Annotated in this window: 16 protein-coding genes; 7 read left to right on the top strand and 9 right to left on the bottom strand. The window is 61.7% G+C overall.

Annotated elements, in window-relative coordinates:
• Positions 1–43: 43 nt before the first annotated feature.
• From acnD to FQ668_RS11365, 4 genes are all read right to left on the bottom strand, one after another.
• Complete coding sequence (gene acnD, locus FQ668_RS11380) at positions 44–2,632, bottom strand: Fe/S-dependent 2-methylisocitrate dehydratase AcnD (protein WP_019437326.1); 2,589 nt, start codon at positions 2,630–2,632, stop codon at positions 44–46.
• Between the two features lie 162 nt (positions 2,633–2,794).
• A complete protein-coding gene (gene prpC, locus FQ668_RS11375) occupies positions 2,795–3,922 on the bottom strand; it encodes a 2-methylcitrate synthase (RefSeq protein ID WP_003250313.1) in 1,128 nt (375 codons plus the stop codon).
• 60 nt (positions 3,923–3,982) lie between these two features.
• Positions 3,983–4,873 (bottom strand): methylisocitrate lyase, encoded by an 891-nt coding sequence (prpB, locus tag FQ668_RS11370; protein WP_014591658.1) that lies wholly within the window; start codon positions 4,871–4,873, stop codon positions 3,983–3,985.
• Positions 4,870–5,586 carry a GntR family transcriptional regulator gene (locus FQ668_RS11365; protein WP_014591659.1) on the bottom strand — a complete coding sequence of 239 codons (717 nt, stop codon included), beginning with the start codon at positions 5,584–5,586 and terminating at the stop codon, positions 4,870–4,872. The genes prpB and FQ668_RS11365 overlap by 4 nt, the downstream gene beginning before the upstream one ends.
• A gap of 306 nt (positions 5,587–5,892) precedes the next feature.
• Here FQ668_RS11365 and FQ668_RS11360 point away from each other — a divergent pair, with 306 nt between their 5' ends.
• The 5 genes from FQ668_RS11360 (at position 5,893) to FQ668_RS11340 (ending at position 11,313) form a co-directional block, all read left to right on the top strand.
• On the top strand, positions 5,893–6,429 hold the full coding sequence (locus tag FQ668_RS11360; RefSeq protein ID WP_010953297.1) for an ATP-dependent zinc protease: 537 nt from the start codon (positions 5,893–5,895) through the stop codon (positions 6,427–6,429).
• Between the two features lie 5 nt (positions 6,430–6,434).
• Positions 6,435–7,970, top strand: a complete 1,536-nt coding sequence (locus FQ668_RS11355; RefSeq protein ID WP_014591660.1) for an inactive transglutaminase family protein — start codon at positions 6,435–6,437, stop codon at positions 7,968–7,970.
• A complete protein-coding gene (locus tag FQ668_RS11350; protein ID WP_010953295.1) occupies positions 7,970–8,950 on the top strand; it encodes an alpha-L-glutamate ligase-like protein in 981 nt (326 codons plus the stop codon). Before FQ668_RS11355 ends, FQ668_RS11350 begins: the two co-directional genes overlap by 1 nt.
• Positions 8,951–9,158: 208 nt before the next feature.
• On the top strand, positions 9,159–10,499 hold the full coding sequence (pabB, locus tag FQ668_RS11345; protein ID WP_014591661.1) for an aminodeoxychorismate synthase component I: 1,341 nt from the start codon (positions 9,159–9,161) through the stop codon (positions 10,497–10,499).
• Between the two features lie 79 nt (positions 10,500–10,578).
• Positions 10,579–11,313: a phosphoadenylyl-sulfate reductase gene (locus tag FQ668_RS11340; RefSeq protein WP_003250299.1), complete on the top strand. Its 735-nt coding sequence runs from the start codon at positions 10,579–10,581 to the stop codon at positions 11,311–11,313.
• 116 nt (positions 11,314–11,429) lie between these two features.
• Here the strand turns inward: FQ668_RS11340 and cysB are convergent, their stop codons facing one another.
• The 3 genes from cysB to FQ668_RS11325 form a co-directional block, all read right to left on the bottom strand.
• Complete coding sequence (gene cysB, locus FQ668_RS11335) at positions 11,430–12,404, bottom strand: HTH-type transcriptional regulator CysB (RefSeq protein WP_010953293.1); 975 nt, start codon at positions 12,402–12,404, stop codon at positions 11,430–11,432.
• A 128-nt stretch (positions 12,405–12,532) separates the two neighbouring features.
• Positions 12,533–13,030 carry a universal stress protein gene (locus FQ668_RS11330; protein WP_003250295.1) on the bottom strand — a complete coding sequence of 166 codons (498 nt, stop codon included), beginning with the start codon at positions 13,028–13,030 and terminating at the stop codon, positions 12,533–12,535.
• Between the two features lie 124 nt (positions 13,031–13,154).
• Positions 13,155–14,102 (bottom strand): putative 2-dehydropantoate 2-reductase, encoded by a 948-nt coding sequence (locus FQ668_RS11325; RefSeq protein ID WP_019438670.1) that lies wholly within the window; start codon positions 14,100–14,102, stop codon positions 13,155–13,157.
• A gap of 232 nt (positions 14,103–14,334) precedes the next feature.
• Here FQ668_RS11325 and FQ668_RS11320 point away from each other — a divergent pair, with 232 nt between their 5' ends.
• A complete protein-coding gene (locus FQ668_RS11320; RefSeq protein ID WP_014591663.1) occupies positions 14,335–15,411 on the top strand; it encodes a 3-deoxy-7-phosphoheptulonate synthase in 1,077 nt (358 codons plus the stop codon).
• Positions 15,412–15,480: 69 nt separating this feature from the next.
• On the opposite strand, the gene FQ668_RS11315 is transcribed toward FQ668_RS11320, so the two are convergent.
• A complete protein-coding gene (locus FQ668_RS11315; RefSeq protein WP_014591664.1) occupies positions 15,481–15,762 on the bottom strand; it encodes a GNAT family N-acetyltransferase in 282 nt (93 codons plus the stop codon).
• A gap of 508 nt (positions 15,763–16,270) precedes the next feature.
• Between FQ668_RS11315 and FQ668_RS11310 the strand changes: the two genes are divergently transcribed.
• Entirely contained in the window at positions 16,271–16,522 is a 252-nt protein-coding gene (locus tag FQ668_RS11310; RefSeq protein ID WP_003250288.1) for an Lpp/OprI family alanine-zipper lipoprotein, read from the top strand.
• Positions 16,523–16,655: 133 nt separating this feature from the next.
• Here the strand turns inward: FQ668_RS11310 and FQ668_RS11305 are convergent, their stop codons facing one another.
• Positions 16,656–17,633: a L,D-transpeptidase family protein gene (locus FQ668_RS11305; protein WP_019438671.1), complete on the bottom strand. Its 978-nt coding sequence runs from the start codon at positions 17,631–17,633 to the stop codon at positions 16,656–16,658.
• Positions 17,634–17,698: the final 65 nt, after the last annotated feature.

Raw genomic sequence — 17,698 nt, 5'->3', positions numbered from 1 at the left:
CCTTGTGTCGCGAAAGGGCCGCACAGCGGCCCCCGATTCATGCTCAGGCGGTCGCTTCGAGGAAGTCCTGGGCAAAGCGCTGCAGCACCCCGCCCGCTTCGTAGATCGACACTTCCTCGGCGGTGTCCAGACGGCAGGTCACCGGTACTTCCAGGCGCTCGCCATTGGCACGGGTAACCACCAGGGTCAGGGTCGCCCGTGGCGTACGCGCACCCAGCACGTCATAGGTTTCGCTGCCATCCAGGCCCAGGGTCTTGCGGTCGGTCCCCGGCTTGAACTCCAGCGGCAATACCCCCATGCCTACCAGGTTGGTGCGGTGAATACGCTCGAAGCCTTCGGCCACGATCGCCTCGACACCGGCCAACCGCACGCCCTTGGCCGCCCAGTCACGGGACGAACCTTGGCCGTAGTCGGCACCGGCGACAATGATCAGCGGCTGCTTGCGCTGCATGTAGGTCTCGATCGCCTCCCACATGCGGGTAACCTTGCCTTCCGGCTCGATACGCGCCAGCGAGCCCTGCTTCACGCTGCCATCTTCATTGCGCACCATTTCGTTGAACAGCTTGGGGTTGGCGAAGGTGGCGCGCTGGGCGGTCAGGTGGTCGCCACGGTGGGTAGCGTAGGAGTTGAAGTCTTCTTCCGGCAGCCCCATTTTCGCCAGGTATTCGCCGGCGGCGCTGTCGAGCATGATGGCGTTGGACGGCGACAGGTGGTCGGTGGTGATGTTGTCCGGCAGCACCGCCAGCGGGCGCATGCCACGCAACGTGCGTTCGCCGGCCAGGGCACCTTCCCAGTAGGGAGGGCGGCGGATGTAGGTGCTCATCGGGCGCCAATCATACAGCGGCGCAACTTTCGGCCCGCGGTCTTCCTCGATGGCGAACATCGGGATGTACACCTTGCGGAATTGCTCCGGCTTGACCGCTGCACGTACCACCGCATCGATTTCTTCGTCGCTGGGCCAGATGTCCTTGAGGCGGATTTCCTTGCCATTGACCACGCCCAGCACATCCTTCTCGATGTCGAAACGAATGGTACCGGCAATGGCATAGGCCACCACCAGTGGTGGCGAGGCCAGGAAGGCCTGCTTGGCGTACGGGTGGATACGCCCGTCGAAGTTGCGGTTACCCGACAACACGGCAGTGGCGTACAGGTCGCGGTCGATGATTTCTTGCTGGATCACCGGGTCCAGGGCGCCGGACATACCGTTGCAGGTGGTGCAGGCGAAGGCGACGATGCCGAAGCCAAGTTGCTCCAGCTCCTTCTCCAGCCCTGCTTCCTCCAGGTACAGCTGCACGGCCTTGGAGCCGGGTGCCAGCGACGACTTGACCCACGGCTTGCGGGTCAGGCCCAGCTTGTTGGCATTGCGCGCAATCAGGCCTGCGGCAATCACGTTGCGCGGGTTGCTGGTGTTGGTGCAACTGGTGATGGCAGCGATGATTACCGCGCCGTCCGGCATCTGCCCCGGCACTTCTTCCCAGCTGCCGGCGATGCCTTTGGCTGCCAGGTCGCTGGTGGCGACGCGGGCATGCGGGTTGGACGGGCCGGCCATGTTGCGTACCACGCTCGACAGGTCGAAGCTCAGGGTACGCTCGTAGACCGCGCCGCCCAGGCTGTCAGCCCACAGGCCGGTGGCCTTGGCGTAGGTTTCCACAAGTTTGACCTGCTGCTCTTCACGGCCGGTCAGGCGCAGGTAGTCGATGGTCTGCTGGTCGATGGCGAACATCGCCGCCGTGGCGCCGTATTCCGGGGCCATGTTGGAAATGGTGGCGCGGTCGCCCAAGGTCAGGGCGCGGGCACCTTCACCATGGAACTCCAGGTAAGCGCCGACCACTTTCTGCTTGCGCAGGAACTCGGTCAGGGCCAGTACCAGGTCAGTGGCGGTGATGTTCGGGGCCAGCTTGCCAGTCAGCTCGACGCCGACGATTTCCGGCAGGCGCATCCAGGAGGCGCGGCCGAGCATCACGTTTTCGGCTTCCAGACCACCTACGCCGATGGCGATCACACCCAGTGCATCGACATGCGGCGTGTGGCTGTCGGTGCCGACGCAGGTGTCCGGGTAGGCGACGCCACGGTCGCTGTGGACCACCGGTGACATCTTCTCCAGGTTGATCTGGTGCATGATGCCGTTGCCCGGCTGGATCACGTCGACGTTCTTGAACGCCTTCTTGGTCCAGTTGATGAAGTGGAAGCGGTCTTCGTTGCGGCGGTCTTCGATGGCACGGTTCTTTTCGAAGGCCTGCGGGTCGAAACCACCGCACTCGACGGCCAGCGAGTGGTCGACGATCAGTTGCACCGGCACCACCGGGTTGACCTGGGCCGGGTCGCCGCCTTTGTCGGCAATGGCGTCACGCAGGCCGGCAAGGTCGACCAGCGCAGTCTGGCCGAGGATGTCATGGCACACCACGCGGGCCGGGAACCACGGGAAGTCGAGGTCGCGCTTGCGTTCGATCAGCTGGCTCAGCGAGGCGTCGAGCGTAGCAGGATCGCAGCGGCGCACCAGGTTCTCGGCGAGCACGCGGGACGTGTAAGGCAAGCCGTCGTAGGCGCCGGGCTTGATCGCCTCGACCGCCGCGCGGGCATCGAAGTAGTCCAGGTCGGTGCCTGGCAGGTGCTTGCGGTATGCAGTGTTCATCATGGAATCAGGCTCGGTCACAGGATTCGGAAGGTTTCACCGTACCTGTGGGAGCGGGCGTGCCCGCGAATGCGTCAGCAGGTGCACAGTGGTTGCAAGGCCGGGTGCATTCGCGGGCACGCCCGCTCCCACAAGGGGAACGGGTTGCCTCTCTATAGCTATTCAGCGCTGCTCGATCGGCACGAACTGGCGCTGTTCGACGCCGACATACTCGGCGCTCGGGCGGATGATGCGGTTGTTGGCGCGCTGCTCGAAGACGTGCGCCGCCCAGCCGGTCAGCCGCGAGCAGACGAAGATCGGGGTGAACAGCTTGGTCGGAATGCCCATGAAGTGGTACGCCGAGGCATGGTAGAAGTCGGCATTGGGGAACAGGCGCTTCTGCTCCCACATGGTCTTGTCGATGGCTTCGGAAACCGGGTACAGCACCTTGTCACCCACTTCGTCAGCCAACTGCTTCGACCAGCCCTTGATCACCTCGTTGCGCGGGTCGGACTCTTTGTAGATGGCATGGCCAAAGCCCATGATCTTGTCTTTGCGCTCGAGCATGCGCAGCAGCTCGGCGGTGGCTTCCTGCGGGCTCTGGAAGCGTTCGATCAGCTCCATCGCAGCCTCGTTGGCACCGCCGTGCAGCGGGCCACGCAGCGAGCCGATGGCTGCGGTAACGCAGGAGTACAAATCAGACAGGGTCGAGGCGCAGACGCGGGCAGTGAAGGTCGAGGCGTTGAATTCGTGTTCAGCGTAGAGAATCAGCGACACGTTCATGACCTTGACGTGCAGCTCGCTCGGCTTCTTGCCGTGCAGCAGGTGCAGGAAGTGGCCACCCAAGGTGTCTTCATCAGTGGTGCAGTCGATGCGTACGCCATGGTGAGTGAAGCGGTACCAGTAGCACATCACGGCCGGGAACAGCGCCAGCAGGCGGTCGGTCTTGTCGCGCTGGGCTTCGAAGGTCAGTTCTGGTTCGAGGGTGCCCAGTACCGAGCAACCGGTGCGCATCACGTCCATCGGGTGGGCATCGCGCGGGATGCGCTCAAGCACTTCCTTCAAGGCTTGCGGCAGGTCACGCAGGCCCTTGAGCTTGCGCTTGTAGTCGGCCAGCTCGGCCTGGGTTGGCAGCTCGCCATACAGCAGCAGGTAGGCGACTTCTTCGAACTCGGCACCGGCGGCCAGGTCACGCACATCATAACCACGGTAGGTCAGCCCGGCACCGGCCTGGCCCACGGTCGACAGTGCAGTCTGGCCGGCCACCTGGCCACGCAGGCCTGCGCCACTGAGTACTTTTGCTTCGGCCATGGTGTTTCTCCTTTCTTGAATTTGTTATGGATGCTTTCTGGCTAATTCGGGCGCTAGCGCTTAGCCCTTCTTCTGGGCAAACAGTGCATCGAGGCTCTGCTCGAAGGCGTGATAACCAATGGCATCGTAAAGCTCCATGCGGGTCTGCATGGTGTCGATCACGTTCTTTTGCGTGCCATCACGGCGCAGCGCTGTATACACGTTCTCGGCTGCTTTGTTCATGGCGCGGAACGCCGACAGCGGGTACAGCACCAACGACACGTCGACCGAGGCCAACTCTTCGGTTGTGTACAGCGGCGTGGCACCGAACTCGGTGATGTTGGCCAGGATCGGTGCCTTCACCCGATCAGCGAAAGTCTTGTACATCTGCAGTTCGGTAATGGCTTCCGGGAAGATCATGTCAGCGCCGGCTTCGACGCACGCCTCGGCACGGTCCAGGGCGGCGTTCAGGCCTTCGACGGCCAGCGCGTCGGTACGCGCCATGATCACGAAACTGTCATCGCTGCGGGCGTCCACGGCAGCTTTGATACGGTCAACCATTTCCTGCTGGCTGACAATTTCCTTGTTGGGACGGTGGCCGCAACGCTTGGCGCCAACCTGATCCTCGATATGGATGGCCGCAGCGCCGAACTTGCTCATCGAACGCACGGTACGGGCAACGTTGAAGGCCGAAGCGCCGAAGCCGGTGTCGACATCCACCAGCAACGGCAGGTCGCACACGTCGGTGATACGACGCACGTCGGTGAGCACGTCATCCAGGCCAGTGATGCCCAGGTCTGGCAGGCCCAGGGAGCCGGCGGCCACGCCGCCACCTGACAGGTAGATGGCCTTGAAGCCGGCGCGCTTGGCCAGCAGGGCATGGTTGGCGTTGATGGCGCCAACCACCTGCAGCGGATGTTCAGCGGCAACGGCCTCACGGAAACGCTGACCGGGGGTGCTCTTGACTGTCATTTCTCACCTCGTGTGCTGTTGTTGTGGGCGTCCAGGTAGTGACGCTCGATATTGCGCTTGGACGCGCCGATGTGGCGACGCATCAGGAGTTCGGCCAGTTCGCCGTCACGGTCGGCGATGGCATCAAGAATGCGATGGTGCTCGGCAAAGGCCTGGCGTGGCCGGTTAGGCGTGGCAGAGAACTGGATACGGTACATGCGCACCAGCTGGTACAGCTCGCCGCAGAGCATCTTGACCAGGGTCTGGTTGCCGCTACCCTGAATAATCCGGTAATGGAAGTCGTAGTCGCCTTCCTGCTGGTAGTAGCCCAGGCCGGCCTGGAACGCGGCATCGCGCTCATGGGTGTCGAGCACCCGGCGCAGTTCGTCGATGTCGGCCTGGCTCATGCGTTCGGCGGCCAGGCGGCAGGCCATGCCTTCCAGCGACTCGCGAATTTCGTACAGCTCGATCAGCTCGGCGTGGTTGAGCGATACCACCCGCGCGCCCACATGCGGCACGCGCACCAGCAGGCGCTGGCCTTCAAGGCGGTGGATAGCCTCGCGTAGCGGCCCGCGGCTAATGCCATAGGTGCGCGCCAACTCCGGCTCGGAAATCTTGCTGCCGGGGGCGATATCACCCTTGACAATGGCCGCCTGGATGCGTCGGAAGACGTTTTCGGAGAGGGTTTCCGTTTCGTCTGTCAGCACCGGGCCGGGGGTGGGAAGGTCCTGCATATTGTCGACACCTTTTAAAACTCTTGGCCAGAAACTAGCGAAACAAGACCCGCAAGTCAAAGACAAAATGAATATTGTCGACAATCGTCTAATCGCGAACTATCACCACTTCAACGCTGTCAGATCGCGCACCGCTGGCGTCAAGACGTCGTCGTGATAGAATGCCGCGCCTCCGATGGGGTATGGATAGCCTGTCTGTCATGCATTCGTGCCTGTTGGCAGATAAACGAGGAAGCTTGCGCAGTAATTGCCAGTCACCTTGACCTGAACCTTGCCTAGAACCTTGCAATGCACCGCGCCAGGAATATGAGACTTACACCCGTTTTATTGCTGCTATGCCTCACCCTGCTGCCGGCCCTTGGCCAGGCTGCGGGCAAGACCGTGTATGGTCTCAACGAATACGCACATCTGGGCGACCTGGACCTGGAAGTGGCCGCCAAGCTCGACACCGGTGCTAAGACCGCGTCGCTCAGCGCCCGCGACATCAAGCGGTTCAAGCGCAATGGCGAAAGCTGGGTGCGCTTCTACCTCGCCATCGATGCGGCCCATTCGCACCCGATCGAACGCCCACTGGCACGCGTCAGCAAGATCAAGCGCCGGGCCGGCGACTATGATGCCGAATCGGGCAAGGCCTATACGGCCCGCCCGGTCATCGAACTCGAAATCTGCATGGGCCAGACCAGGCGCACCATCGAAGTCAACCTCACCGACCGCAGCGCGTTCCAGTTCCCGCTGCTGATCGGTTCCGAGGCGCTCAAGCACTTCGACGCACTGGTTGACCCAAGCCTTAAATATGCGGCCGGCAAACCTGCCTGTGCCACCGACGCTCCCAAAGCAGAGTAATCCCGATGCGCTCTCTTACCCTCCATCTGAAAGTCCTGATCACCGTGCTGGTGCTATTGGGCGTGGCGGTCACGGCTTATCAGATCTTCGTGCTCGGCATCCCGGTGACCGAGGATGAAACCGACGACCTGTGGAACATCGACGCCAAGGTCGAGTTCGTGGCCAGCAGCAAGGACCCGGTCAAGGTGCAGATGTTCGTGCCACCGCTGAACCGCGACTACGTCAGCCTCAACGAGAGCTTCATCTCCAACAACTACGGGGTCAGCATCAACCGTGCCGACGGCAACCGCAAGGTTACCTGGTCGGCACGTCGCGCCAGTGGCAACCAGACCCTCTACTACCGCCTGGTACTGACCAAGCGCTACAGCAACGAGAAGACCAAGGTCAAAGGCCCGACCTTCCGTGACAGCCTGGCCGTCGAGGGTCCCGAGAAGATCGCCGCTGAAGCGCTGATGGCGCCTATACGTCAGCACTCGGCCGACGTCGAGACCTTTGTCAGCGAGACCATCAAGCGGGTCAACAACCTTAACGACGACAACGTCAAGCTGCTGCTGGCCGGCGACACTTCGGCGATGAAGAAGGCCCAGGTCATCGACCTGCTGCTGTCGATCGCCCACGTGCCGATGGAAAAGGTGCACACCATCCGCCTGCTGGCCGACACCCCGCAAACCCCAGAGCTGTGGCTGCGCAGCTTCAACGGCGACGACTGGCTGTACTTCAACCCGGACACCGGTGAGCAAGGCCTGCCGAGCGACCGCCTGCTGTGGTGGACCGGTGACGACAACCTGATCACCGTCGATGGCGGCAAGAAGGCCACCGTCACCTTCAGCATGAACAACAGCGAGATGAACGCCATCCGCCTGGCCAAGCTGACCGACGAGAACACCGACGCCGACTTCCTCGAATACTCACTGTACGGCCTGCCGCTGCAAACCCAGCAAACCTTCATGATCATGGTCATGATCCCGATCGGCGTGCTGGTGATCCTGGTGCTGCGCAACCTGATCGGCATCCAGACCCTGGGCACATTCACCCCGGTGCTGATCGCCCTGGCGTTCCGCGAAACCCAGCTGGGCTTCGGTATCATGCTGTTCACGGTGATCACAGCCCTGGGCCTGTCGCTGCGCTCGTATCTGGAACACCTCAAACTGCAGATGCTGCCACGCCTGTCGGTGGTATTGACCTTCGTCGTGGTGCTGATTGCCGCCATCAGCCTGTTCAGCCACAAGCTGGGCCTTGAACGCGGGCTGTCAGTAGCGCTGTTCCCGATGGTGATCCTGACCATGACCATCGAACGCCTGTCGATCACCTGGGAGGAGCGTGGTGGCGGCCATGCCATGAAAGTGGCCATCGGCACCCTGTTCGCCGCCTCCCTGGCACACCTGCTGATGATGGTGCCGGAGCTGGTGTACTTCGTGTTCACCTTCCCGGCGGTCCTGCTGATCCTGGTGGGCTTCATGCTGGCGATGGGCCGTTATCGCGGCTACCGCCTGACCGAGCTCGTGCGCTTCAAAGCCTTCCTGAACAAGGCAGACACCTGATGTTTGGTCTCATCAAGACGTGGAAAGCCCTGGAGGCCCGGGGCATCATGGGGATCAACCGGCGCAACGCGGACTATGTGCTGAAGTACAACAAGCGCAACCTGTACCCGATCGTCGACGACAAGATCATCACCAAGGAGCGCGCACTGGCGGCCGGCATCCATGTGCCGGAAATGTACGGCATCATCGAGACCGAAAAAGAGATCGAGAAGCTCGACCAGATCATCGGCGGTCGCAGCGATTTCGTCATCAAGCCAGCGCAAGGCGCCGGTGGTGACGGCATCCTGGTAATCGCCGACCGCTTCGAGGACCGCTACCGCACAGTGTCGGGCAAGATCATCAGCCATGAGGAAATCGAGCACCAGATTTCCAGCATCCTCACTGGGCTGTACTCCCTCGGCGGGCACCGCGACCGCGCGCTGATCGAGTACCGCGTGACCCCGGACCAGATATTCAAGAGCATCAGTTACGAAGGCGTACCGGACATCCGCATCATCGTGCTGATGGGCTACCCGGTGATGGCCATGCTGCGCCTTCCGACTCGCCAGTCTGGCGGCAAGGCCAACCTGCACCAGGGCGCCATCGGTGTGGGTGTCGACCTGGCCACTGGCGTGACCCTGCGCGGCACCTGGCTGAACAACATCATCAGCAAGCACCCGGACACCACCAACGCGGTGGACGGCGTGCAACTGCCGAACTGGGACGGTTTCATGAAGCTGGCCGCTGGCTGCTATGAACTGTGCGGCCTGGGCTATATCGGCGTGGACATGGTGCTTGACCAGGACAAGGGCCCGCTGATTCTGGAGCTCAACGCCCGCCCGGGGCTGAACATCCAGATTGCCAACGACTGCGGCCTGACTCAGCGCACTCATGCCATCGAGGCGCACATCGAAGCACTGGCCAAGGAGGGTGTGACCGAAGACGCCGAGCAGCGGGTACGGGTAGCACAGGGTCTGTTCGGGCATGTGCCCAACCGCTGAAATACAGGGGCTGCCTTGCAGCCCATTCGCAGCACACGGTTGCTCTTGCAAGCACTGCAGTTGATTCAAGCGCCTCGCTCAACCTGCAGGAACTGCCTTGTGCTGCGTATGGGCCAAACACAATGTTGAATGTCGTACCCAGCGCTAGGCGCTTTTCCTGCACAGGACTACAATCGCCCTCCTCGCTTTTACATCGCCGTCCATACTGATGCCGACCTGCACGCTACACCCCCTGCCCTACCAGCCCGACCCTGCCGCCTATTTCGCCCACCTGCGCCAGGCCCCCGGTGCGATCCTGCTCGACAGCGCGCGCCCCGGTGCCGAACGCGGGCGTTTCGACCTGCTCAGCGCCTGGCCGCTGCAACAACTGCAGGCGCAGCCCGATGAAGATGGCCGCGCCTTCCTCCAGCGCCTGCGCGCTGGCCTGGCACAACTGGGCCACGCCGACTTGCCCAACGGTGTAGAACTGCCCTTTGCCGGGGGCCTGATCGGCTACCTGAGCTACGACTTCGGCCGCCGCCTGGAACACCTTCCAAGTCTGGCCGTGGACGACCTCGGCCTGCCAGACGCACAACTGGGCCTGTATGACTGGGCACTGGTCAGTGATCATCTGCTCGGCACCAGCCAGCTGGTGTTCCACCCGAGCCTGGCCGGCGACGAACGCGAACGCCTTATCAGCGTGTTCCAGGACACCAGCGCCACCACCGGCGACTTCCGGCTGCTCGCGCCGATGGCCGGTGACCTGGAGCCGGAGCAATACAAAACCGCTTTCGACCAGGTACAACGCTACATCCAGGCCGGTGACTGCTACCAGATCAACCTCACCCAACGCTTTCGCGCGCCCTGCCAAGGCGATCCATGGCGGGCCTACCAGGCCCTGCGCCAGGCCTGCCCGACCCCTTTCTCCGGCTACCAGCAATTGGCCGACGGCAGTACCCTGCTGAGCTTTTCGCCCGAGCGCTTCATCCGCGTCAGCCAGGGCCAGGTGGAAACCCGGCCGATCAAGGGCACCCGCCCACGCGCCAGCGACCCGGCGGAAGACCAGCGTAATGCCCAAGAGCTGCTGCACAGCCCGAAGGACCGCTCGGAAAACCTGATGATCGTCGACCTGCTGCGCAACGACCTGGGGCGCACGTGCGAGATTGGCTCAGTGAAGGTACCGGAACTGTTCAGCCTGGAGAGTTACCCCAACGTGCACCATCTGGTCAGCAGCATCACCGGCCAGCTGGCCAGCGACAAGGATGCGCTGGACCTGATCGGCGACAGCTTCCCTGGCGGCTCGATCACCGGCGCACCGAAGATCCGCGCCATGCAGATCATCGACGAACTGGAACCCGCGCGCCGCGCGCTTTACTGCGGCTCGCTGCTGTATGTGGATGTGCGCGGCGAAATGGACAGTTCGATCGCCATTCGCAGCTTGCTGATCAAAGATGGTCAGGTCAATTGCTGGGGCGGCGGGGCGGTGGTAGCCGACTCGCAGTGGCAGGCCGAGTATGAAGAGTCGATCGCCAAAGTGCGGGTGCTGATGCAGACCCTGCAAGGCTTGTGAGCCCATCCAGACCACGTTTTTTTGTTACCATCCCCCTACTACGAGCGCACAGCGCCACAGCCAAGATGGAAACCGCCTGATGAGCCAACCCTTCGACGTCGCCGCCCTGGCCGCGACCTATGCCAACAAGTCCCCGCAGGACATCCTCAAGCTTGCCTTCGAGCACTTCGGTGATGACCTGTGGATCTCCTTCAGCGGCGCCGAGGATGTGGTGCTGGTCGACATGGCCTGGAAGCTGAACAAGCAGGTAAAGGTATTCAGCCTCGACACTGGGCGCCTGCACCCGGAGACCTACCGGTTCATCGACCAGGTACGCGAACAGTACAACCTGCCGATCGAAATCCTCAGCCCCGACCGCGCCAAGCTCGACCCGTTCGTCAAGGAAAAGGGCCTGTTCAGCTTCTACAAGGACGGCCATGGCGAGTGCTGCGGCATTCGCAAGATCGAGCCGCTGCGACGCAAGCTGGCCACCGTCAGCGCCTGGGCCACCGGCCAGCGCCGCGACCAAAGCCCGGGCACCCGCAGCCAGGTGGCGGCACTGGAAATCGACAGCGCCTTTTCCACGCCTGAGCGCACGCTGTACAAGTTCAACCCACTGGCGCAGATGAGCAGTGAAGAGGTATGGGGTTATATCCGCATGCTCGAGCTGCCGTACAACAGCCTGCACGAGCGTGGCTTCATCAGCATTGGCTGCGAGCCATGCACCCGCCCGGTGCTGCCAAACCAGCATGAGCGTGAAGGGCGCTGGTGGTGGGAAGAGTCGACGCAGAAGGAATGCGGGTTGCATGCGGGCAACCTGATCAGCAAGGCTTGAGATAGCTAGGGCGGCCTGTAGGAGCGGGTTTACCCGCGAAGAAGACACCGCGGTGGATGGAGCGGGCAAGCCCGCTCCCACACAGTTACTCCCACAGCGGCCCCATCACTCCCGAATCAGTGCACCGGCAGCTCGACACCTTCGAACAATTCTTCCAGCTCTTGCTTGTTATGGCACTGAATGGCCTTGGCCATCACTTCACGAGTCAGGTGCGGGGCAAACTTTTCGATGAAGTCGCACATGAAGCCGCGCAGGAAGGTACCCCGACGGAAGCCGATCTTGGTGATGCTGGCTTCGAACAGCTCACTGGCATCCAGCGCCACCAAGTCACTGTCGAGCTTGGCGTCCACAGCCATGCCGGCAACGATACCAACGCCCAGCCCCAGGCGCACATACGTCTTGATCACGTCGGCGTCAGCCGCGGTGAAGACCACTTTTGGCGTGAGGCCGCGGTGATTGAACGCCTCATCCAGCTTTGAGCGCCCGGTGAAGCCGAACACGTAGGTGACGATCGGATATTCGGCGACCGCTTCCAGGGTCAGTTTCGGCAGCTTGGCCAGCGGGTGCCCCTGTGGCACCACGACGCAACGGTTCCACTTGTAGCACGGCATCATGATCAGGTCGCCGAACAGCTCCAGCGCCTCGGTGGCGATGGCGAAATCGACCGTACCGTCCGCAGCCATCTCGGCAATCTGCATGGGCGAACCCTGATGCATGTGCAGGGACACTTCCGGATACTGCTTGATAAAGCTGCTGATAACCGGCGGCAACGCATAGCGCGCCTGGGTGTGGGTGGTGGCGATGGACAGCGTGCCCTTCTTCTCGTTGGAGAACTCCTGGGCAATCTGCTTGATGCTCTCGACCTTGCGCAGGATTTCGCCTGCGGTATTGATGATGCGCTCACCGGCCGGGGTCACGCGGGTCAGATGCTTGCCGCTGCGGGCAAAGACTTCAACACCCAATTCGTCTTCGAGCAGGCGGATCTGCTTGCTGATACCTGGCTGGGAGGTATACAGGCTCTGCGCCGTCGCGGAGACGTTGAGGTCATGGTGCGCCACTTCCCAGATGTAGCGCAGTTGTTGAAGCTTCATAGGTTTCCCTCGGTTCAGCGGTGAGTCCGCGGCAGCAGGCAGCGACGATATATAACTATATTAGTGGTTCTGGAAATAAATCTAGAACTATTTTGTTACATGCCCACGGAAATGGACTGCACCTATCTTCACGTTTTCCTACGCCCCAGATGCTGCGCCAAGGGCACCATGTACACCGGCACCGGCGACAGCTGCAGCAGCCGCACCGCCGTGCGCCCCAGCGGTACATCCACTCCGGCACCGGCACTGTGGCTACCGAATATCAACAGGTCGACGCTTAGCCGCTGGGCCTGGTCGAGAATCACCTGCGCCGGGTCACCCTGCCGCACACGCACGGCCTTGATCACCGCCAGGTCAGCCTCTTCGCCCAGCTCGTCGCGAAAGTTTTCCAGCACACGCTGCTCTATGTTCGCCATCACTGTGTTCACCCCCTGACTGTGCAATTGATCGAGCGTCTGCTCATCGAGGTAACTTTGCAGGAGGGATTCGGCGAACTGGCCCATCGGCTCGACCGCGTGGATCACATACAACTCGGCACCGAACGTGCGCGCCAGGGCCAGTGCGTGTTGCATCACGAAAGGGGCGTAGACACCGAGGTCGGTGGCGTACAGCATGGAGCGGATCATTCGACCTCCTCGACTGCCGCAGCGGCAGAGCAAGCTTCAGCTTAGCAGCGCGCCGGACGCTCGCTTTGCCGTCCGGCGCGCTGCTGCCGTGGGCTGGAGGGCCCTGCCGTAGCCTCGGCCACCCTCAGGCCGGCCGGCCGCTGCTGTCGATGAAACTCAGCGCTTGGTACAGCATTTCAATGCGCGGCATGCTGCAGCCTGCCGCCCGTGCGCGTGCCAGCGGCTCGGCGTAAATGGCCTCCAGCTCCAGCGGGCGTTTGTGGACATGGTCGTGATACATGCTCGGCCAGTAGTCGGGCATGCGCTCGGTCACCTGGAACAAGTGCTCGGCATAGCCCGCGGGCAGTACATGGCCACAGGCTGCCGCCCCCTGCACCACCTCGGCCATCAAGGCCTGTATCAGCTCGCGGCTATTGCTGTCGGCCATCAGTGGCGAAGTGCTGGCCCCCAGTAGCACCGACAGCCCGTTGTAAGGCACGTTCCACACCAGCTTCTGCCAGCGCGCCAAGGCCAGGTTCGGCATGGCCTGCGAGTCGATCCCCGCAGCCTGGAACAACCCGGCGCCTTCATTCACCAGCGCGACACCGCAATCGGTGGCCGGCCCACTGTGATACCCCAGGTTGACCGCCCCCAGCGCCTGGTGGCGGATTACACCTGGCGCCTGACGGTTGACGCAGATGAAGCACAGGCCGCCGAGCAGGTGCATGTCGCTGCGCAAGGCCGGACGCAACTGCTCCTCGACACCCAGGCCATTCTGCAACAGCACCACCTTGGCGCCGGGCGCAGCAGCCTGGACGATCAACGGTGCCAACTGCTCGTTGCTGGTGGCCTTGGCCCCGATCAGGAGCCAGTCACAGGGCGGCATGTCGGCGGCACTGACGTAAGCCTGCACATTCATGTGCAGTGCGCCATGCACGGCACTGTCCAGGCTCAGTCCGCGCTCACAAACGGCCTGGTACTCGCTGCGCAACAGAAAATGCACATCGAAACCGGCCCGGGCCAGCATCAATCCATAAAAGCCGCCGATGGCGCCACTGCCGATGATGCCGATGCGAGGGGGGTGCGAATGCATGACAATCTCCAGGTAAAGGGTCAGCACTCTTTTTACACAGGTTACGTAGCGCTGGGCAGTCCATACGCGCGCAACACCCTCGCTCAGGTAAAAACCCCACAATGACTGGGTTCAGCCCATTGTCGTGCCATCTGTAACGCGCTAAGGTTCGGCTCCCCGCTGCGATTATTCTTGCTGCTGGGCCGCACGGGGATAGTTGGCGGCCGGCACCCGTGACCTGACGAGTAACACGATGGCTGATTTACCGATCGATGACTTGAACGTTGCCTCCAACGAGACCCTGATCACCCCTGATCAGCTCAAGAAGGAAATCCCCCTCAGCGCCAAGGCCCTGCAGACCGTGACTGCCGGCCGTGAAGTGGTGCGCAATATTCTCGACGGCAAGGACCATCGCCTGTTCGTCGTGGTCGGCCCTTGCTCCATCCACGACATCAAGGCAGCCCACGAATACGCCGAGCGCCTGAAAGTGCTGGCCGAAGAAGTGTCCGATACGCTGTACCTGGTCATGCGCGTGTACTTCGAAAAGCCGCGCACCACCGTCGGCTGGAAAGGCCTGATCAACGATCCGTACCTGGATGACTCGTTCAAGATCCAGGACGGCCTGCACATCGGCCGCAAGCTGCTGCTGGACCTGGCCGAAATGGGCCTGCCGACCGCCACCGAAGCGCTCGACCCGATTTCTCCGCAGTACCTGCAAGACCTGATCAGCTGGTCGGCCATCGGTGCCCGCACCACCGAATCGCAAACACACCGCGAGATGGCCTCGGGCCTGTCCTCGGCGGTGGGTTTCAAGAACGGCACCGACGGCGGCCTGACCGTTGCCATCAATGCCCTGCAGTCTGTGTCCAAGCCGCACCGCTTCCTGGGCATCAACCAGGAAGGCGGCGTGTCGATCGTCACCACCAAGGGCAACCCATACGGCCACGTGGTACTGCGCGGCGGCAATGGCAAGCCGAACTACGACTCGGTCAGCGTCGCCCTGTGCGAACAGGACCTGGCCAAGGCCAAGATCAAGGCCAACATCATGGTCGACTGCAGCCATGCCAACTCCAACAAGGACCCGGCCCTGCAACCGCTGGTGATGGAGAACGTCGCCAACCAGATTCTGGAAGGCAACCAGTCGATCATCGGCCTGATGGTCGAAAGCCACCTGAACTGGGGCTGTCAGTCCATTCCGAAAAACCTGGACGATTTGCAATATGGCGTGTCGATCACGGACGCCTGCATCGACTGGTCGGCTACCGAGAAAACCCTGCGCAGCATGCATGCCAAGCTCAAGGATGTGCTGCCGCAGCGTAAGCGCGGCTGAACATTACGGGAATGAAAAACGCCGGGCACTGCCCGGCGTTTTTTGTTGTGTCTGGTGCCTGTCGTCAGCTCAGGCCTTGCTCGAATGCCGCTGCTGGCGCTCCATGTAACGCTCCACGTACGAGCAAGACGGGATCACCGTGTAACCCATCTGATCGGCGTACTCCAGAGCCCGCTCGGTCAGGGCGGCAGCGATCCCACGGCCGCGCAGGGCGTTGGGCACGAAGGTGCGATAGATGTCCAGCGTCTGCTTGCCCAGATCCATGTACGTCAAGTAGGCACGATGACCGTCCACGTTGGTCTCGAACTGATGACCGGCCTGGTCATGGTGGATGGTCAGCGCTTCGCTCATCACTACTCCTCGCAGGTCTTCTCGGCAGACCCTTACCTTAACCGATGGTGGTTTATCCGGCACAGAATCCTCTACGCCACCTGTTGCCGCTTCGACCATTGGACGATTGTAATCGTTCGGATCGCCTGGCACTCACAAGATAGTAGGCACCCCGAGCGGGAATGCTCAAGGTGGTGGCGGTTAAAAAAGGTCGAAACGCCGCCCGGGTGACTTTCCCAAGCCCGCCCCAACAGCCACCGGATGTTCTAGGGCTTAAGACGCTGATCGACAGTTAAAGTCACCCTTAGTTCAACAAAAAAGTTCCTGCAGCACAACCGCTTGCGAACCCTGCAGATTTTTTTCACAGACACGTCGCAAATCTTGTCGGCGCGGAGTCAAGCAACATTTTTTTTGCAGTTCTTGCGCTCTGTCAGTTTACTTACTACAAGTAATGGGTACTATGTACGCCGGCCAGTTTCTCTTTCCTGAGAGATGGCTATTTAATAGAAAGTCCTTGAAGGGGAACACGATGAACAACGTTCTGAAATTCTCTGCTCTGGCTCTGGCCGCAGTTCTGGCTACCGGTTGCAGCAGCGTATCCAAAGAAACCGAAGCTCGTCTGACTGCGACTGAAGACGCAGCAGCTCGCGCTCAAGCTCGTGCTGACGAAGCCTACCGTAAGGCTGACGACGCAATGGCAGCCGCTCAGAAGGCTCAGCAGACCGCTGACGAAGCCAACGAGCGCGCCCTGCGTATGCTGGACAAAGCCAGCCGCAAGTAATAATCCTCACGGATTGTTAAGAAGCCGACCCACTTGTGGGTCGGCTTTTTTATTGCCCTTGAAACCGGTAAACGCGGTCATCAGGTACGAAAAGGCCTGCACTAAGGGCAGGCCTGGGTACGCCGAAATTACCTTACTGCAGTTCGGGCGGAATGCTCGACACCATCGGTGCGGCCCCTTGGTTTTCCACCGGCACGGCAATTTCTACCGGCATGCCATCTTCTGCAGCCACCACGTCACGCACCATGTCCCAGTTCATGCGTAGGTTATTGGCCAGGTCTTCACGCTTGAGCAAGGCATTGATAACTGCGGTGTGTTTGTCGACCACTGACGGGTTACCCTGGTCATCCAGCGGCGTGTGCGCCTCAAGATAGACCTTGCCGGCGCTGATACCGAACTTGTAAGGCTCGTTGATGATGCGCACTGGCGTGCCCACCGGCACCATTTTCGACAGTTCAAGCACGTTGTTGTTGAACATGCGGAAGCAACCGTGACTGGTGCGCATGCCAATACCGAACTTCTTGTTCGAACCATGGATCAGATAGCCCGGTACGCCCAAGGTGAACTTGAACGGCCCCAGCGGGTTGTCCGGGCCAGCCGGCACCACAGTTGGCAGGATATCACCGTCCTCGGCGTGCTCTTTGCGAATCGAAGCGGGCGGCGTCCAGGTCGGGTTGGGCGTCTTGGCGGTGATCCTGGTGTTGGCGATCGGCGACCCCCACCCCTCGCGACCAATGCCCAACGGGAAGGTGTACACCACGCTCTCCCCCTTGGGGAAGTAGTACATGCGGTACTCAGCCAGATTGATGACGATGCCTTCGCGCGGGCCCGGCGGCAGAACGAAACGGGTTGGCAGGATGATCTCGGTACCGGCGCCCGGCAGCCAAGGGTCCACGCCGGGGTTGGCGGCAATCATTTCCAGGTAGCCGAGGTCATTCGCGGTGCCGATATCGGCGAACGTGTCCTCGTACTTTGCCTTGATCACATGCACTTGGCCGACGATGTCTTCACCGGGCGGTGGCAGTGGCAGCTCCAGCGCAGCAGCGGGGCCCGCTACCAACAGGGCGGCCAGGGACAGGCTACGGGTGACGGCAGGAAAGCGCGGCAACATCCGGTAAATCCTTCGAAAGGTGGGTCAAGAGGATCGATTGTACACCCGCGCCGATGCAAGCGGGA

The organism is Pseudomonas sp. Kh14, assembly GCF_900291005.1.
Taxonomy (GTDB): Bacteria; Pseudomonadota; Gammaproteobacteria; order Pseudomonadales; family Pseudomonadaceae; genus Aquipseudomonas; species Aquipseudomonas alloputida.
Note: the sequence above shows the minus strand (reverse complement) of the source record. Positions and strands in the feature narration are given on the sequence as shown.

Excerpts from the sequence above, each read along its gene's own strand:
- prpC (WP_003250313.1), bottom strand. The coding sequence starts at position 3,922 with ATGGCCGAAGCAAAAGTACTCAGTGGCGCAGGCCTGCGTGGCCAGGTG.
- FQ668_RS11340 (WP_003250299.1), top strand. The coding sequence starts at position 10,579 with ATGAGCCAACCCTTCGACGTCGCCGCCCTGGCCGCGACCTATGCCAAC.
- prpB (WP_014591658.1), bottom strand. The coding sequence starts at position 4,873 with ATGACAGTCAAGAGCACCCCCGGTCAGCGTTTCCGTGAGGCCGTTGCC.
- acnD (WP_019437326.1), bottom strand. The coding sequence starts at position 2,632 with ATGAACACTGCATACCGCAAGCACCTGCCAGGCACCGACCTGGACTAC.
- FQ668_RS11320 (WP_014591663.1), top strand. The coding sequence starts at position 14,335 with ATGGCTGATTTACCGATCGATGACTTGAACGTTGCCTCCAACGAGACC.
- FQ668_RS11310 (WP_003250288.1), top strand. The coding sequence starts at position 16,271 with ATGAACAACGTTCTGAAATTCTCTGCTCTGGCTCTGGCCGCAGTTCTG.
- FQ668_RS11325 (WP_019438670.1), bottom strand. The coding sequence starts at position 14,102 with ATGCATTCGCACCCCCCTCGCATCGGCATCATCGGCAGTGGCGCCATC.
- FQ668_RS11330 (WP_003250295.1), bottom strand. The coding sequence starts at position 13,030 with ATGATCCGCTCCATGCTGTACGCCACCGACCTCGGTGTCTACGCCCCT.
- FQ668_RS11355 (WP_014591660.1), top strand. The coding sequence starts at position 6,435 with ATGCGCTCTCTTACCCTCCATCTGAAAGTCCTGATCACCGTGCTGGTG.
- FQ668_RS11350 (WP_010953295.1), top strand. The coding sequence starts at position 7,970 with ATGTTTGGTCTCATCAAGACGTGGAAAGCCCTGGAGGCCCGGGGCATC.
- cysB (WP_010953293.1), bottom strand. The coding sequence starts at position 12,404 with ATGAAGCTTCAACAACTGCGCTACATCTGGGAAGTGGCGCACCATGAC.
- FQ668_RS11365 (WP_014591659.1), bottom strand. The coding sequence starts at position 5,586 with ATGCAGGACCTTCCCACCCCCGGCCCGGTGCTGACAGACGAAACGGAA.
- FQ668_RS11315 (WP_014591664.1), bottom strand. The coding sequence starts at position 15,762 with ATGAGCGAAGCGCTGACCATCCACCATGACCAGGCCGGTCATCAGTTC.
- FQ668_RS11360 (WP_010953297.1), top strand. The coding sequence starts at position 5,893 with ATGAGACTTACACCCGTTTTATTGCTGCTATGCCTCACCCTGCTGCCG.
- pabB (WP_014591661.1), top strand. The coding sequence starts at position 9,159 with ATGCCGACCTGCACGCTACACCCCCTGCCCTACCAGCCCGACCCTGCC.
- FQ668_RS11305 (WP_019438671.1), bottom strand. The coding sequence starts at position 17,633 with ATGTTGCCGCGCTTTCCTGCCGTCACCCGTAGCCTGTCCCTGGCCGCC.